This is a genomic window from Nitrospirota bacterium, assembly GCA_040754395.1.
In the GTDB taxonomy this organism is placed as follows: Bacteria; Nitrospirota; Thermodesulfovibrionia; order Thermodesulfovibrionales; family SM23-35; genus JBFMCL01.
Window position 1 is genome coordinate 17,665 of record JBFMCL010000019.1, and the last position, 16,590, is coordinate 34,254.

Consider the following 16,590-nt stretch of genomic DNA (forward strand, 5'->3'; position numbering starts at 1 on the left):
TTATGAAAATGTTCTTTATCCTGAGCCGCCGTTATATTGCCGGCCCTTCCAGGATCGTGACGAACAGCCCGGCAATCTCAGCATCGAATTGGGTGCCGGCACAGCGTCTGAGTTCGGATATCGCATATTCCCTTCCTGGCGCCGGCCTGTAGGGACGGTCTGCGGTCATTGAGTCGAATGAATCGGCAATATGGACTATCCGCGAGCCAAGAGGAATTTCGTCACCTTTCAGTCCATGAGGGTATCCTCTCCCGTCTATTCGTTCATGATGATGCCTGATGACGGGCACAAGATGGCTCAACTGTTTGACTGGTTTCAGGATATCAGCCCCTTTTGCAGGATGCATCTTCACGAGGGCGAATTCCTCGTCGGTAAGACGGTCGGGCTTGTCGAGAATAGTGTCGTAGGTGCCTATCTTGCCGATATCATGGAGTAGTGCGGCAATCCTCAGTTCCTCGATATCCTTGTCTTTAATTCCCATACTTTTTGCTATGGTTACCGAATAATGCGTCACCCGTTCTGAATGACCCTTAGTCCATGGGCTTTTTGCGTCAATGGCATTGACAAAGGCATGGATAAGACCGGTGTATATTGTCTGCAGTTCCTTGTATGCGAAATCGGTTTCCTTAAGCATATTGAAAAATGCGTTACGGCTATCCAGGAGTTTTTTTTCCTTTTCTTTGGCTTCTGTGATGTCAAGCAGCGACAATATGTATCCTTTAACCGCACCTGCGTCATCATATATAATCGTACTGTATCCCTGAAAATGCTTTTCCATCCGGGTCTCGCGGAAATCCACTTCTGCGGTTTTCCTTGTGGCACTGAGTTTGGGCAGCGGGCATTCTTCTATCGGGCTCTTCCCGTTATGGATGATCTCGTGACATTTTTTCCCCAGCACTTGATCGAGCGGTACCCCGAAAAGCGCAGAAATAGACTGATTTGCCCGTGTAATATTCAGGTCAGCGTCGATGAGCATTACCCCGTAAGGCATTGAATCGAAGGTCTCTCTCCATTCTGTCGCTGCCTGCCTGATTTTTTCCTCTGCCTGTTTTTTCTCCCTGTGTTCCGCAGATTCCTTCAATGCCCGTTTCACGACCGGGACGAGCCGCAGCAGCCGCTGTTTCATTACATAGTCAGTCGCGCCGCTCTTCAGTGTCTCGATCGCAGTTTCTTCACCCATTGTGCCGGTCACAAAAATAAACGGGGTATCCGGACACTTTTCCTTTGCGATCTCGAGTGCTTCGATGCCGTCAAAGGCGGGAAGCCGGTAGTCGCCAAGGATCAGGTCGAATTCGCACCGGGTAAGACTTTGGAGGAACTCTTCGCGTGTTTCTGCCCGCACGATGCGGCAGTCAATTCCCCCTGCGACAAGGGTTGACTGCACCAGTTCCACATCATTCGGCTCATCTTCAAGATACAGGATATGTAAAGATGTTTTCATCTAACGGTGCTTTATCCCTGCATAAGATGCTATCAAAAAAGTAAAGCCGCGGCAACATATCGTGCCATGTTATCCGCAGGAAACCGCGGCAGGGAAAAAGACTATGGGATATTGTCTGTGGTATCTTGTCCGGAGTCCGCTATTGTTTTTTCCCCTGGCAGTGAAAAAAAGAACGTTGCCCCTCCGTCAACCTTTCCTTCTGCCCGGGTCCTGCCGCCGTGGCGGTGGACAATGCGCCTGACATTGGCAAGCCCGATGCCGGTACCCTCGAAATCCTCCTGGTGGTGCAAGCGCTGGAACACGCCGAAGAGTTTGTCCGCATATCTCATATCGAATCCGACGCCGTTGTCCTTAATGAAAAATTCGTATTCATTGTTCTTTATATTACAACCGATCTCAATCCGCGCCTGTTCCCTTGTTCGCGTAAATTTCAGCGCATTCGAAAGGAGGTTTTCCAATACGAGCCGGAGCATTGAGCGGTCTGCTGACACTTCAGGCAATGGTGCGATGTCCCAATGGACATCCCTCTCCTTCAGGTCAGGCTGGAAAGCCCGGATTACTTCTTTCAGCAGATACATGACATCAATCTTTGTCTTTTGCAGTTCAGCGCGGCCTATGCGTGAGAACGCAAGCAGGTCATCAATAAGATTCCCCATCCGTTTGGCGGAATCTGAAATGATGTTAAGGTAATGACGTCCTGTGTCGTCCAGAAGAGAAGATGTCCTGACATTCAGCAGATCGATAAACCCGCTTATGTGGCGAAGCGGGGCACGAAGGTCATGGGACACTGAGTAACTGAATGCCTCGAGTTCTTTATTGGCGGCAAACAGGTTCTGCACCTGCTGTTCGAGTTCCCTGTTAAGTATGTGAATTATCCTTTCTGCGCGCTTCCGGTTCAGTACCTCAACAAAAGCGGCTGATACAGTCTCGATCGCCTGCTGATCATTACGGTCATACCCTGTTTCCTTGTTTGCGAGTCCGATCAGTCCGATCGTTTTCCCCTTGTATCTCAGAGGAACTCCCATGAATGAGGTGATCGTGGGATGTCCTTCGGGAATCCCCCGGCTGTCAGGGTCAGAATCCGGATTATTGACTATCTGGGATTTCTCTTCTCTCAGCACCCTTCCCCAATAGCTCAGTATTTCCATATTTCTGAGAGATTCAACCGCGACTGAATGCGGCATGGCACATGCATCCCATCCGGGATTGCTTATCGCAAGCGTGTCTGCCCGGCTTTTGGTAGTAATCTTTGCGACAAAACCGAACCTGCTTCCGGTAAGATTCTCGGCTATGGCAAGGAATGCTTTCGCGACTTCTTCTTCTGTCTCGTACTGAACGGTTTCAAAAAGTATCCTGTTGATTGCCGATAATACGGTATTTTGCATTTGAATCTGCACTTCAGCCTGTTTCCTCACATCGATTTCACGAAGAAGAATGTCCTTGGATTTTTCCAGTTCGGCTGTCCGTTCTTTTACGAGTTCCTCGAGATGCTCGTGATATCTCTTTATGTCTTCCTCTGCACGTTTTCTTTCGGTGATGTCCAGCGCCGCAAAGGTAACGCCGAGTGACAGCCTGGAAGGATCGATCGGAGATGAGCTGAGGATAACATCGAGGATGCTCCCGTCTTTCCGTTTCCACCGGGTTTCTACGGTGCCGATCCCCTTTTCCTGTATCTGACGGTATTTTTCCCTGCCGACATACTCAAAGTCTTCCTTTGTCGGATAAAGCATCTCAGCGCTTTTTCCAATAAGCTCTTCGGGCAGATAGCCGAGCATTTCGCATACACTGTCATTCACCTGAAGCAGTATCCTGTCCGGAGACGAGACGAGGCCTATCCCAACCGGCGCGGCCCGGAAGATGCTCTGGAGCCTTGCCTCGCTCTCCTGAAGCTTTTCCTCTGATATCTGGCGTCTTTTTTCCTGTGCCAGATTATCGAGTCCGTATGAGATATCCATGGTTACCTCTTCAAGGAGCCTGACTTCCTGTTCGCTGAAGAAATGCGCTTCTGATGAATAGAGACTGAAGACTCCTGTTACTGTGCCGCCGGTTTTGAGCGGGAATGCCGCAAAAGAACGGTAGTGGCGCTGCGTTGCCTCTTCGCGCCATGGGGCCATGTCAGGGTCGTTTATGATATAGTTGCATACATAATGTCTTCCCTCACGGATCGCCCTGCCCGCCGGGCCGACATTTTCAGGCAGGTTTTCGTAGGAAGTACGCATCATTTCCAGATACCCGTCCTCAATTCCGCTGCCAGACACCGGTGTTACTTTTTTCGAGAGAGGATCTGTAAGGCCGACCCATGCCATCCTGAACCCGCCATATTCAACCGCTACCCTGCATACCTCCTGCAAAAGGTGTTCCCGGTCATGCGTTCGTACGATAACCTGGTTGATCTGGCTCAGTACCGCGTACAGCCTGTTTGCATGGAACAATCTCCTTTCGTTCTCCTTGCGTTCCGAGATGTCCCGTATGATATGCTGATAGTACTTATTCCCTCCGACCTCCATAACGCGTGAGCTATCTTCCACAGGGAATGCCGATCCGTCTTTCCGCTGATGTTCGGTTTCGTATATCAGGCCGTTGAGCGCTTCAACCGATTTCATCTGCCCGTTCAGGTGGGGGCGGGCTGCAGAGGTCCGCAAATCCCTGAGATTCAGGCGCAGCAGTTCATCATATGAATATCCGTAAAAGGCAGAAGCGCGTTTATTTGCATCCAGGATCTTTCCGGCTTTGTCAGTCAGCAGGATGATATCATTGGCATGCTTTGTGAGATATTCGTAGCGCTGTGCAAACAGGAGGCGTTCTGCTTCAGTCTCGTACTGCCTGCGGTAGAATTCAGACTGCTGGTGTCGCCACATGGCGACTATTACCAGTCCTGCTCCTGCGATCAGTGAGAATATGAGTATCGGGATGAGCCTGAAACGGAGACTGTAAAATGCATATATCTCCTTCTGATCGATTTTGGAGACAATGAACCATGGCGAGTCAGGGACGGCTTTGAGGGCTGCAAGCACAGGGACACCACGATAATCAACCCCTGAAACGATGCCTTCCTTGCCAAGGACTGCCATCGCTGCCGGAAGGGTCTTCTGTGCGAGCGGTAAGCGGAGCAGAAGCGCGGTATTTTTCTGATGACGAAGTTCGTTCAGGAAAACAACCTCTTCCCCTTCCCGCCTCACCAGCAGTGTCTCCGCTGTCTTGCTCGGCGAAGGCCAGGTCTGGATGAGTGGATAAAGGAACTGGCCGGGATCAATCAGGAAAAGAAACATGCCGATTGTAATGGCACGGGAATTTTCTGCATCAATGACCGGGACCACCAGCCCGATGCTGATATCCCCGGTCTTTTCACTGCGGTGGAAATCTGTGAGCAGAACCTTCCACGACTGCAATGCGTCATGCACCAGCTGTTGCGTGTGAGGCCCGGATATTTCTTCGTCGCGATCAGTCGATAGCAAAAGTGTTCCCGTACCGTCAAAAAGAACGACGCTCCTGTAATCGTAAATATCTTTTATTGATGTCATCCATCCGAGCAGCGCACGTTGAGTTTCTGCGTCTGCCGGCTCACGGATTAACTGCCGGATGTGAGAGGCAAAAAAAGGTGTCTTGAAAAGAACGGTGGCATCTGCGAGGCGTTCCTTGCGCCACCTTGAAATCTCGCCGACCTTCAAATCTGCGACAGTCGCGAGTTCCTTTTCCCGGAGATCTCTGACCTTTTTCTGCTGGTCTGTGTAGAAAAGGTATCCGAGGAGACCGATGCCAATGGACAGGAAAAGAAAGACGGCGATCAGATTACGGGGAGTCTTTGTGTTAGGCTGAGATGCCAAGGCTTCCCTTCCCACAAATCGTCAGATGAAGTATCTGCAATGGATTTTTCATGGGTGCATTACGAAAAATACCCTCATTCAATAGTAGCAGAATCCCGGGGAATTTCAAGGACATTATCATTTTGCTGTTACCGGTTTGCTTTTTTTATATACAATTTACTATGCTAAATCAATATACTTTTGGAGGTACGAAGGAATGACAATTACAGATAAGGCTGCGGAAAAGGCCAAGGCGGTGCTGGCCAATGAAGGCAAAGCTGACTGGGGCATAAAGATATTTGTTGCTGGACAAAGCTGCTGTGGTCCGTCCTATGGACTTGATCTGCAGGAAAAGAAAATGCCGCATGATGAGGTTGTGGAGAAGAACGGCCTCAGGATCTATATGGATAAACAGACACTGGATACCCTCGAGGGAAGAGAGCTCGATTACTATGTCGGCGAGGAGGGAGAAGGATTTATCTTTACCGGAGGAGTTTCCTCATGCAATCCCGGCGCGTCAGGATGCGGCACCGACAATTCAGGGTGCAGCTCCTGCGGATAGTAATTTGCTCCGAAACCCCTTCCCTTTGCGGGAGGGGATAAAGGGGGATTGGGGAGGGAATGCTTCTGGCGCCCGCCTGTTTTCCCCCGGTAGGGTGAAGGTCATAACCCACAGAAAAAAACATGTTTCCAATCCACAGGCCGAGACGGTTACGTAAGAATCCCGCGATCAGGAGAATGGTGCGTGAGACGTCACTTTCTCCTGATAATTTCATCTATCCCCTTTTTGTCACTTTCGGCAAAGGCGTGAAAAAAGAGATTTCATCGATGCCGGGCTGCTTCCAGGAATCGGTTGACAGGGTTGTAAGGCATGCCAGAGAAGTCCATTCGCTCGGTATCCCTTCTGTGCTTCTTTTTGGCATTCCGGAATATAAGGACGAAACCGGATCAGGCGCATATGACGAGCATGGGGTTGTGCAGAGGGCAGTAAGGGCAATAAAGGACAAAATCCCCGACCTTTACGTCATTACCGATGTCTGCATGTGCGAATATACCAGCCACGGCCACTGCGGAATCATAGAATCCGGGGATGTCCGGAATGACCCGACCCTCGAACTTCTGGCAAAGGAGGCGGTGTCACACGCGCGGGCAGGGGCTGATATGGTTGCCCCGTCGGATATGATGGACGGAAGGGTTGAGGCAATTCGCATTGCACTGGATGAAGAAGGAATGCCCGAAATCCCGATAATGTCGTATGCGGCAAAATACGCGTCGGCGTTTTACGGGCCTTTCAGGGAAGCTGCAGAGTCAGCCCCTCAGTTCGGCGACAGGCGTTCCTACCAAATGGACCCCGCAAACAGAAGGGAAGCGCTGAAAGAGGTTGCACTCGATATCGAAGAAGGTGCGGATATTGTAATGGTAAAGCCTGCCCTGTCGTATCTTGATGTCATTTCCGACGTGAGAAATACCTTTGACATCCCGGTTGCAGCCTACAATGTCAGCGGCGAGTATTCACTTGTGAAAGCTGCCGGCAGGCTTGGCTGGATTGACGAACAGCGTGTCATGATGGAGATACTTACTTCGATCAGGAGGGCAGGTGCAGACCTGATTCTTACCTATTTCGCGAAAGAAGCAGCAAAAATTCTGAACGCGTAAACAAGATTTTTGCTTGACCCCGCCATCGCTTTCCTTTTACAATTACCTTGTACATAAAATTATAATTATTATATAAACTAAATCGGAGGTTATTTATGAAACTAAGACTGCTCCTTCTGCTGTGCATATCCTGTCTGTTAGGGAGTGCTGGCGTGCATTCAGTGTATCCCGGGGAGATGACGAAAGAGGACTGCTTTTACCTTTCCAGTCTGCACTACACCACACGGGGGATGGCATACTGGTATGACAAAAAGAACGGCGGGCTGGAGACTCTCACCGGCATACCGTATACCAGTGACAGGCTTGACTGCATCAGTTGCCATGTGTCTTCATGCGATACCTGTCATAAAACAGGAAACGGAAGTGCACAGGCGTATTCAGTGAAGGAGGCGCGAAACCAGGAAATATGCCTCCGTTGCCACAAGCGTGAAAAGACAATCATGAAGATCGACAAGGATTTAAACCAGACAGATGTGCATGTCATCAGGCAGATGCAGTGCATGGACTGTCATACGGCAAGAGAAGTTCACGGCGATGGAACAGAATATCAATCCATGAAACAGCAGGGGGCGCTTGACGCACGATGCGGGAATTGTCATCAGGAGGTGAGGAAGAGCACTGCGCATACTGTACATGGAGATAAACTGGACTGCACCGCATGCCATGTGCGGCATGTAGTCAGTTGCACGAACTGTCATATCGGCACGCTGGTGAATGAACGCGTGCGCGTTGATATCAAGCTTTCCGGATGGGTCTATCTCATGAACTATAACGGCAGGGTTACCTCCGCGACCATGCAGACCTATGTCGTTCCTGAAAACAGAACCTTTCTCATGTTTGCGCCCCAGAACAGCCACTCCATTATGAAAGATGGCAGGAAATGCGATGATTGCCATGCTACTGAGGTTGTCCGGCAGGTGCTGAAAGGATCGCTGGATCTGACCTGGCTCGAAAACGGGGAACTCAAGCATATAAAGGCAGTGATCCCGGTTGCTGAAGGGGTAACGTATAACTCTGTCTATCAGGATTACCGGGACGGCAGATGGATTCCGATCAAGAATCCCCCGAAGCCGCTTCTTCAGTATGCCGGATACGGGACCCCGCTGTCTGAGACACAGATGAAAAAACTGGCGATGCCGATGGGCAAGTAAAATTATCTGATTGACTGTTCTTTGAATGGATCAGGAATGCACGAAAGCTGCTCTGATACCGTATCAGATCTGATGAAGCAGGTGTGACTGAATACCGCAAGGGAGGAATTCATGGCAAAGAAAAGAATCGCAGTCATTGCATGCAGGAATGTAAAAGGAGTCAGTTGTGTCGGGGGCTGCCTGAAATGTTTTAAAGGCGTGTCCGAGAAGGCCGGAGAGTACGAACGCTGGAAGGATTACGATATCGAGATTATCGGGATGGATGACTGCGGCGGCTGCCCCGGGGTGATTATGCCGAAGGTAGCCCTCATGATGGATATGGGAAAACTCTACGACAGGGACTTTGACGCGATTCATTTGGGGACCTGCATGATGAAGGCAACAAAAACCGCGAAATGCCCGATCGATTTCGAGGATCTCAAGAATAAAATAGAGGCAAATTTCAAAAAAGAGGTGATCATGGGGACGCATCCCTATTAACCCAGAGTATTCATGAAGCGTGGAATAGCAGATGAGCGTGTCAGAAGACTGGGATACTAAACAGAAATGTATTGCGGACATTTCCGGATGGCGGGAGAGGTTCCCTGTCGTACATGAACTGGCGGTCAGCGGCGACGGGGAAAAGATAGCCGCTGTCGTCGAAATCGGACAAAAGCAGGTTGCTCCCTGTCTGAACGGGGATCTCTGGCATGATACCTATGAAAGGGCGTGGTCGCTCAGATTTACCCCTGATGCCCGCCTCGCATGTGCAGTCCTGCGTGATTTTGCATGGACCGTTGCGGTGGATGAAGTACCGTGGGAACAGCGGTATGATTACGTGTGGAATATGACCTTCAGCCCTGAAGGGAGGGACATCGCGGTGAATATCAAAGAGGAAAACGAATTCGGGGTGTCTCTGAACGGAAGAGCCTGGTCGCACAGATTTCCTGAAGCGCGTGATCTCGCCATCAGTCCTGACGGAAGAAAAACCGCATCACGTGTAAAAGTGAAGAGAATTGCGGAACAGGACATCTTCGGTTTTGCAGAGAAGATCATATCAGTTGCGGTGAACGGAGAGAAATGGAATGACAATTTCCTGAGCGTCTCCGGTATGACCTTCAGCAATGACAGTACAGGGGTAGCAGCAGGAATCAGGACGGACCGGATGGAATTTTCTGTGTCGGTCGATGGGAAGCCATGGCACGAGCGTTTTCTCCAGGTGTGGGAACCGGTGTTCCATCCCCATTGCAAAGATGTTATCGCTCCGGTAAAGACGGAATGGGGGTGGACTCTTGCGAGAAACGGGGAGATCATCTGGAACCGGAGGTTCACCCAGCTCTGGGGGCAGAGATGGAGCCCCGATGGCGAGAGGATCGCTGCGGTAGTAGCAACGAAATTCGGCGACTGGACGATTGCGGTTGACGGCCTGCCATGGAAACGGACGTTCAGTGACGCGGTGCTGTTCCCTGTGTTCAGTCCGGATGGAAGCAGGGTTGCGGCAATCGTGAAGGAGAAGAACCGATATACCATCGCGGTAGACGGGAAACCATGGGAGAAGGATTTCGACATGATATGGGACCCTCTTTTCAGCCCGGACGGAAGGAAAGCTGCTGCAAGGGCCGAAAAGAACGGGAGGTTCTTCCTGGTGATAAACGGAAAGACCGGCAGCGAATCATATGAGATGCTCTGGGATCCGGTGTTCAGCGGAGACGGGGAGAAGATCTTGTTGAGATATATTGAAGGCGGCAGGTATTACCGGAGAATATCTCTGGTCGGAGAATATCAATGTTAGAGGTCAGAAGGAAACCTGTTTCCGATCCGGGCATGGATGAAACGGCCAGAAACCTTACCCCAGAAAAAATCGGAAGAGTAATCAAATGGGTCCTTGAAAAAGAAGCTGATCCGAGGTTTCAGACATTTGTCGAGACCTGCATCCACTGCAGTCTCTGTTCGGAGGCATGTCATTTTTACCGCTCATACAGAAGGGATCCCACCTATGCACCGGTCAGCAAGGTGAGACAGACCCTGTGGGACATGCTGAAGCATAAGGGCAGAATGGACGGAGAACGCATAAAAAGGTATGCGAGGATAGCTTTTACTGAGTGCAATCTCTGCAAGCGCTGCAGCATGTACTGCCCCTTTGGTATAGACATCGCGTACCTGATGTCACTGGTGCGGCGTATCTGCGGACTTCTGGAGGTTGTTCCCCGGGCCCTCCAGGATCAGGCAAACAGCCACATGTATACTTATACCCAGGCATGGGTTGCCCAGGACGACTGGGTGGACACGGTACAGTTTGTTGAGGATGAACTCAGGATGGAACTCAGGAACGCCCGCATCCCCCTTGACAGGACAGGCGCGGAGATCATGTATTCCCCGCACAGCCTTGAGACGAAGTTCAAGACCAATATCCTGTCGAATATCGCGAAAATCATGACGGTTGCAGGGGTTGACTGGACGATGCCGTCCGCCGACGGCTGGGACAGCACCAACCAGGCTATGCATATGGGAGACTACGAGACAATGGCCATGGTCGAGAAAAAGCATTTTGAAGCTGCCATGAGGCTTAAGGTGAAAAAAATCATGACCAGTGAATGAGGCCACTCATTCAGGGCCGCAGTGTATGACGGCTCACGGTGGTTAGGATGGAGGCAACCGCCTCTGGAGTATCTCCAGCCGACGCAATTTTTCTATGAGCTTATAAGGGACGAAAGACTGAAGATCGCAAAGAAAATTCAGGAACCTGTTACAGTGCAGGAACCGTGCAGCATCGTCCGGAACAGGGGGCTGGGGGATATGCTCCGTTCCATCATCGAGGCGACCTGCGAGGACTTCAGGGATGTGACCCCCCGGTATGAGCATAATTACTGCTGCGGTGCGGGTTCGGGGGTGATCAACTACGGCCCTCCCTGGAAATTCATCAGGATGGAAGGCGGACGCGTGAAAATGAAACAGCTCAGGGATACAGGGGCAAAGACCGTGATTGCGCCGTGCCACAGCTGTCATAAGACCATAGAGGAAATGATGCATCATTACCACGCTGACATGAACGTCATTTTCATCAGTGAGCTGCTTGTCAGAACAATGGAGATCCCGGAGCCCCTCAGGGTATCCGGCTGAGTGCGCCTCATTGACATAATTATGGGCATATGCCTATAATTATCCATGGCAAGACCCAAAAAATGCAGGTGTGTAAAATATACACCTCATGCGACGTATTTCAAGCCGAGGGCGATCCCTCTGTCAGAACTCGAAGAGGTCTCTCTCAGTATCGATGAGTTCGAGGCCGTCAGGCTTGCTGACTATGAAGGGCTTTATCATCAGGATGCAGCTGGGAGGATGAAAATATCACGACAGACATTCGGCAGAATTCTGGAACAGGCCCGCAGAAAGGTTGCAGAATGCCTGGTGAAAGGCAGGGCACTGCGCATAGAGAAACGACAGTCGGCACCTGTTTCATGATGATGTTCCAGAACAATGCATTCTTCAGCATTGTCGCGAAATACCCGCAAACGGAAGCGAGTGCGGGCACCGGGCACCTGTGCTATCATAGATTTTCAAGAAATCACTTCACTGTACAATGACAGAAAAAAATCACTGGGACTGGGATACCGCGGAAAAAATGGTTTCTGACGTCAGGGAATGGCGGGACAGATTTCCCGTTGTCCAGGAATTTGTAGTAAGCAATGACGGTGAAAAGGTCGCAGCGGTTGTTGAGCAGGAGAAACAGAAGGTTGCTCCTTGCGTGAACGGAAAAATCTGGGGCGAGGCGTATGAGAGGGTATGGTCACTGAAATTTTTGCCTGATCACCGGCTTGCCTGTGCAGTGCTCCGTGACTACGAATGGACTGTTGTCGTCGACGGGACCCCCTGGGAAGAGACATATGATTTTGTATGGAATATGACTTTCAGTGCTGACGGAGAGGGGATCGCGGTAAACATCAAGAAAGACAACGGGTTCGGTGTTGCCCTGAACGGCAACACATGGGAACACAGGTTCGTTGAAACACGGGATCTGGTCATGAGCCCTAACGGCAGGAGTACGGCAACACGGGTTAAGACGAAAAGGATTGCCACTCTCGACATAGCAGGTTTCGCAGAGAAAGCACTTACTGTTGCGGTTGACGGGAAGGCGTGGGACAGCCATTTTCTCGGAATCTGGGGCATGACCTTCAGTTCCGACAGTGCGAGTATTGCAGCCGGGGTGAAGCTGGACCACCTCGATTTTTCGGTTGCGGTTGATGGAAATATCTGGGGAACGTCATTCCCCGGAATATGGGAGCCGGTCTTCAGACCGGGGAACAGAGATGCAGTGGCTCCGGTCAAAACAGGGAAGGGGTGGACCCTTGCCATAAACGGGAGGCTGCTCTGGGAAAAAAGGTTCTCGCAGGTTTGGGGGCAAAGGTGCAGCCCTGACGGACAGCACATCGCAGCGGTTGTTGCCCCTGAATTCGGTGTATGGACGATTGCAGTTGACGGGTTGCCATGGGAAATGACGTTCGGAGACGCGGTGCTTTTTCCTGCGTTCAGTCCGGACAGCGGGAGAGTCGCTGCAGTCGTGAAGGATAAGGACAGATATACGATTGCAGTGGACGGAATTCCATGGAAAGAGAATTTCGACATGATATGGGACCCTGTGTTCAGTCCGGACAGCAGGAGAGTCGCTGCCAAAGCCAGAAAAAACGGGAGGCATATGGTCGTGGTTGACGGAAGGGCCGGACAGAGGACCTTTGAAGAGATGTGGGAGCCGGTATTCAGCCCTGATGGCGCGAAAATGCTCATGCGTTATATTGAGGACGGGAAATTTTACCGGAAAGTGGTGAAGGTTGAAGAGATTTAATTAAAAGGGATGCGGTGAGCAAGAAATGGTATGAAAAATATTTATGTATGACTTTCTGACAGGCATGGAGTTCTACAGATTTCTGAAGGGACCGATGGTCTGGTTCGCGTTCATTATTTTCACCGGTGGAAGCGCATACCGTGTCATCTCCCTTGTGTACCGTTCAAGAAACGCAAAAGTCATTTATACATACATGGATCTGAAGTACAGCCTCCGTTCCATCCTCCACTGGATCATTCCGTTTGCCAGCACGAATATGAGAAACCATCCATGGATGACGATCATTACCTTTCTGTTCCACGGCTGCCTCATCTTTACCCCCGTATTCCTTCTGGCGCACAATATGCTCATACAGGAATCATGGAACATTGCGTGGTGGACACTTCCCGAAAGGACCGCTGATGCAATGACCTTCATTGTCATCATGTGCGTCGTGTTTTTTGCGATCAGGAGGCTTGTCTCGCCTGAAGTCCGTTTTGTGACGTCCGCCTCAGATTTTGTGATCCTCTCGATCGCTGCGGCTCCGTTTGTGACAGGTTTTCTGGCGTTCCATCATCTCATGATTGATTACAGGCTTGCGCTCAATATCCATATCCTTGCAGGGGAAATTATGCTGATTGCGATACCGTTTACCAGATTGAGCCATATGCTCTTTTTCTGGCTTATCCGGGCATATACCGGTTCGGACTTCGGGGCTGTCCGTCATTCGAAGGACTATTAATAAGGACTATTAATAATGATACAGAAACATATCAGTGATGAATCGTTTTTTCGGGGAGTAACGAGTGTTTAAGGTTGAGCGAAAACCCGTCGCCGATCTCGGTATGGATGACACGGCGAAAGGGCTTGCCCCCGAAAGGATCGAAAAGGTTATGCGGTGGGTTCTTGAGAGGGAATCAGATGCGAGACTGAGGACGTATGTGGAGACCTGTATCCACTGCGGGCTCTGCTCCGAGGCCTGCCACTATTACCTGTCATACAAGAGAGACCCGAGCTATGCCCCGGTCAGCAAAGTCAGGCAGACCCTTTGGGACATATTGGGCAGGAAGCATCCGGCTGACGGAGAAACCGTGAAGAAATATGCCAGGATTGCCTTTGCCGAATGCAATCTCTGCAGGCGCTGCAGCATGTACTGTCCTTTCGGCATCGATATCGCGTACCTGCTTGCATTGGTGCGCCGCATCTGCGGGCTCCTCAATGTCGCACCCCAGTATCTCCAGGACAATACGAACAGCCATATCCATACCTTTACGCAGTCATGGGTGGGCCAGGATGACTATGTGGATACGCTCCAGTTTCTCGAGGAAGAACTCAGGATGGATATCCTCAACGCCCGCATCCCCCTTGACAAAACGGGAGCCGAGTACATGTATACGCCCCACAGCCACGAGGTTACATTCAAGACACATCTTTTGGCCAACATGGCAAGGATACTGAATGTGGCAGGGATTGACTGGACCATGCCGTCCACGGACGGATGGGAAAATACCAATCAGGCGATGCATGCAGGTTACTACGAGACCATGGGGATGATCGAACGGAAGCATTTCGAGGCTGCGTTCCGTCTGAAGGTCAGAAGAATCCTCGCAGGCGAATGCGGGCATGCATTCAGGGCTGCGGTCTACGACGGGACCCGCTGGCTCGGATGGAAAACCCCGCCGGTACCCTATGTGTCCGCAATCCAGTTTTTTTACGAGCTTGTCAGGGACGGAAGGATCAGAATAGCCCGGAAAATCCAGGAGCCTGTAACGGTGCAGGACCCGTGCAGTTTTGTGCGGAACAGGGGACTCGGAGAGATGCTCCGGTATATCATCAGGGCAACCTGCGAGGATTTTAGGGAGGTGACCCCGAAGCTGGAGCATAATTACTGCTGCTGTGCAGGCGGAGGAGTGATCAACTACGGACCGCCATGGAAATTCATCAGGATGGAGGGCGGGAGAATAAAGGTCAGGCAGTTCAGGGAAACCGGTGCAAAGATCGTTATCGCCCCTTGCCACAGCTGCCACAAGACAATCGAAGAGATGAGCGATTTCTACAAGCTCGGACTTCATGTGCTGTTTGCAAATGAATTGATAGTGAAAACCATGGAGGTTCCCGAAGCAATGAGAGCGGTGCAGCAAAAAAATGAAGGAACGGGCGGTGTATAAGAGGATACTGTATTTCTCCATTATCCTGGCATTTTTTGGTGCAGCACTCTTTGTGGTGCTGACAGGGGACACCTATTCCCGGGAAGAGACAAAAACACATGACGGGAAGCCGGAAGACAGACTGATAATTGCACATGCAGACATATTCGGGAGGCTGGAGCGTCCGGGTGTGCTGTTTGACCACGGACTTCATGTGGAGGCATCCGAAAAGGAAAGCTGTGACACCTGTCATCCGGGAACTGATGACGGCAATCTCATCTTCGCATTTCCTTTCAGGCTGATGGACAGAAACAGGGAACATGTCATGGATGGATTTCATAAAAAATGCATCGGCTGCCATAACAGGATGACCGAGGCAAAGAAGAAGGCGGGCCCTGTGCGCTGTGGGGAGTGTCATGCGGAAGAGAAGCATTCCCTGCGCACTGTATATCCACGCGTTGATTTTGATTTTACCACTCATGAGAAGCATGTGAGGAGCCTTCAGAAGCGCTGCATCCTGTGCCATCACAGCTACAATGAAGAACTCGTCTATGAGGAAGGAACCGAGCAGTCCTGCTATTATTGCCATGATGCACAGGAACAGAGAGGGCCTTCGCTGGCTGAAGAGACAAAGCTGACGCTTGCAAAGGGGCTCAGTATCAGAAATGTCTCTCATGCGCGGTGCGTCAACTGTCATCTGGATCGTGCAAAGGAGGGCGCAAAGGCAGGTCCTGTTGCATGTGCGCAGTGCCATACCGGCAGATACAGGACGATTGAAGAACTTTCAAAGGTGTCGCGTCCGGACCGGGACCAGCCTGAAACACACCTTATTCATAGCGAAAATGGAAGGATGAAGGGAGTGCAGTTTGACCATGCGTTCCATGAAAAGAATACCCCTCATTGCAGGTGCTGCCATCATGAGACATTACGCGCATGCAGGGAGTGTCATGGGCCGAAGGGGAGTTCGAAAGGCGCATGGATTTCTGCGGCACATGCATACCATGACATATTTTCCGGTTACAGTTGTGCAGGATGTCACAATGCCAGAAAGGCGGACACGCAGTGCGCGGGATGCCATCATCATCTCACTGGTCTGGATATGCAGAAGAAAGGCCAACAAAGGGAGTACTGCGGGGTATGCCACAGCGGGAAAAGAGAGGTTCCTGTACAGACAGGAATGCGTGCGCTTTCTGAACTGACCCCGGAGAAGGTTCCTGAGAAAGTAACGGTAAACGTGCTCGAAAAGGAATATGAGCCTGCAGTGTTTCCCCATCTCAGGATTATCAGGAAACTGGCTGCCATATCGAATGAATCGAAGATGGCGTCGTATTTCCATCAGGACGTCAGGACGCTCTGCAGGGGCTGCCATCACAGGAGCGATGCAGGGGCGGAGGCAGCGCGGAATAAGCCGCCGTATTGCAGGAACTGCCATTCCGTAACTTTTGATCCGAAGGACATGAACAGGCCGAGGCTGCTTGCGGTCTATCACCGGCAGTGCATGGCATGCCATGAAAAGATGAAGATACGAGCGGTGGGATGTGAGGACTGTCACAAGGCGAAAAAAACAGGACCGGATGATATTTTTTAACCCGGA

The 16,590-nt window shown here is 51.0% G+C and carries 14 protein-coding genes; 12 read left to right on the top strand and 2 right to left on the bottom strand.

The genetic code is table 11. The features are described 5' to 3' along the window. Nucleotides 1–31: 31 nt before the first annotated feature. Both AB1552_10235 and AB1552_10240 read right to left on the bottom strand, forming a co-directional pair. Nucleotides 32–1,441: an HD domain-containing phosphohydrolase gene (locus tag AB1552_10235; protein ID MEW6054145.1), complete on the bottom strand. Its 1,410-nt coding sequence runs from the start codon at nt 1,439–1,441 to the stop codon at nt 32–34. Between the two features lie 101 nt (nt 1,442–1,542). Further along, nucleotides 1,543–5,265: a PAS domain S-box protein gene (locus AB1552_10240; GenBank protein MEW6054146.1), complete on the bottom strand. Its 3,723-nt coding sequence runs from the start codon at nt 5,263–5,265 to the stop codon at nt 1,543–1,545. 196 nt (nt 5,266–5,461) lie between these two features. Here AB1552_10240 and AB1552_10245 point away from each other — a divergent pair, with 196 nt between their 5' ends. The 12 genes from AB1552_10245 to hmcA all read left to right on the top strand — a co-directional run bounded on the left by AB1552_10245 (nt 5,462) and on the right by hmcA (nt 16,584). Further along, entirely contained in the window at nt 5,462–5,806 is a 345-nt protein-coding gene (locus tag AB1552_10245) for an iron-sulfur cluster assembly accessory protein (GenBank protein ID MEW6054147.1), read from the top strand. Nucleotides 5,807–5,928: 122 nt separating this feature from the next. Continuing rightward, the gene (gene hemB, locus AB1552_10250) at nt 5,929–6,900 is read left to right on the top strand and encodes a porphobilinogen synthase (GenBank protein MEW6054148.1); all 972 of its coding nucleotides are present in this window, start codon (nt 5,929–5,931) and stop codon (nt 6,898–6,900) included. Between the two features lie 95 nt (nt 6,901–6,995). Then, nucleotides 6,996–8,051, top strand: a complete 1,056-nt coding sequence (locus AB1552_10255) for a hypothetical protein (GenBank protein ID MEW6054149.1) — start codon at nt 6,996–6,998, stop codon at nt 8,049–8,051. A gap of 111 nt (nt 8,052–8,162) precedes the next feature. Beyond that, nucleotides 8,163–8,531: a CGGC domain-containing protein gene (locus tag AB1552_10260; protein MEW6054150.1), complete on the top strand. Its 369-nt coding sequence runs from the start codon at nt 8,163–8,165 to the stop codon at nt 8,529–8,531. Nucleotides 8,532–8,568: 37 nt separating this feature from the next. Further along, nucleotides 8,569–9,822 (top strand): electron transfer complex subunit TmcD, encoded by a 1,254-nt coding sequence (gene tmcD, locus AB1552_10265; protein ID MEW6054151.1) that lies wholly within the window; start codon nt 8,569–8,571, stop codon nt 9,820–9,822. Then, nucleotides 9,816–10,628, top strand: coding sequence for a (Fe-S)-binding protein (locus tag AB1552_10270; GenBank protein ID MEW6054152.1), 813 nt, complete (start codon nt 9,816–9,818; stop codon nt 10,626–10,628). Before tmcD (AB1552_10265) ends, AB1552_10270 begins: the two co-directional genes overlap by 7 nt. Before the next feature lie 21 nt (nt 10,629–10,649). Further along, nucleotides 10,650–11,150, top strand: a complete 501-nt coding sequence (locus tag AB1552_10275) for a (Fe-S)-binding protein (protein MEW6054153.1) — start codon at nt 10,650–10,652, stop codon at nt 11,148–11,150. A gap of 45 nt (nt 11,151–11,195) precedes the next feature. Further along, nucleotides 11,196–11,492, top strand: coding sequence for a DUF134 domain-containing protein (locus AB1552_10280; GenBank protein ID MEW6054154.1), 297 nt, complete (start codon nt 11,196–11,198; stop codon nt 11,490–11,492). A 118-nt stretch (nt 11,493–11,610) separates the two neighbouring features. Continuing rightward, complete coding sequence (tmcD, locus tag AB1552_10285; protein ID MEW6054155.1) at nt 11,611–12,870, top strand: electron transfer complex subunit TmcD; 1,260 nt, start codon at nt 11,611–11,613, stop codon at nt 12,868–12,870. Between the two features lie 43 nt (nt 12,871–12,913). Next, a complete protein-coding gene (tmcC, locus tag AB1552_10290; GenBank protein MEW6054156.1) occupies nt 12,914–13,591 on the top strand; it encodes a TmcC family electron transfer complex membrane anchor subunit in 678 nt (225 codons plus the stop codon). A gap of 64 nt (nt 13,592–13,655) precedes the next feature. Then, nucleotides 13,656–15,017, top strand: coding sequence for a (Fe-S)-binding protein (locus AB1552_10295; protein MEW6054157.1), 1,362 nt, complete (start codon nt 13,656–13,658; stop codon nt 15,015–15,017). Next, nucleotides 14,995–16,584 carry a sulfate respiration complex hexadecaheme cytochrome HmcA gene (gene hmcA, locus AB1552_10300; protein ID MEW6054158.1) on the top strand — a complete coding sequence of 530 codons (1,590 nt, stop codon included), beginning with the start codon at nt 14,995–14,997 and terminating at the stop codon, nt 16,582–16,584. Before AB1552_10295 ends, hmcA begins: the two co-directional genes overlap by 23 nt. Nucleotides 16,585–16,590 lie beyond the last annotated feature (6 nt).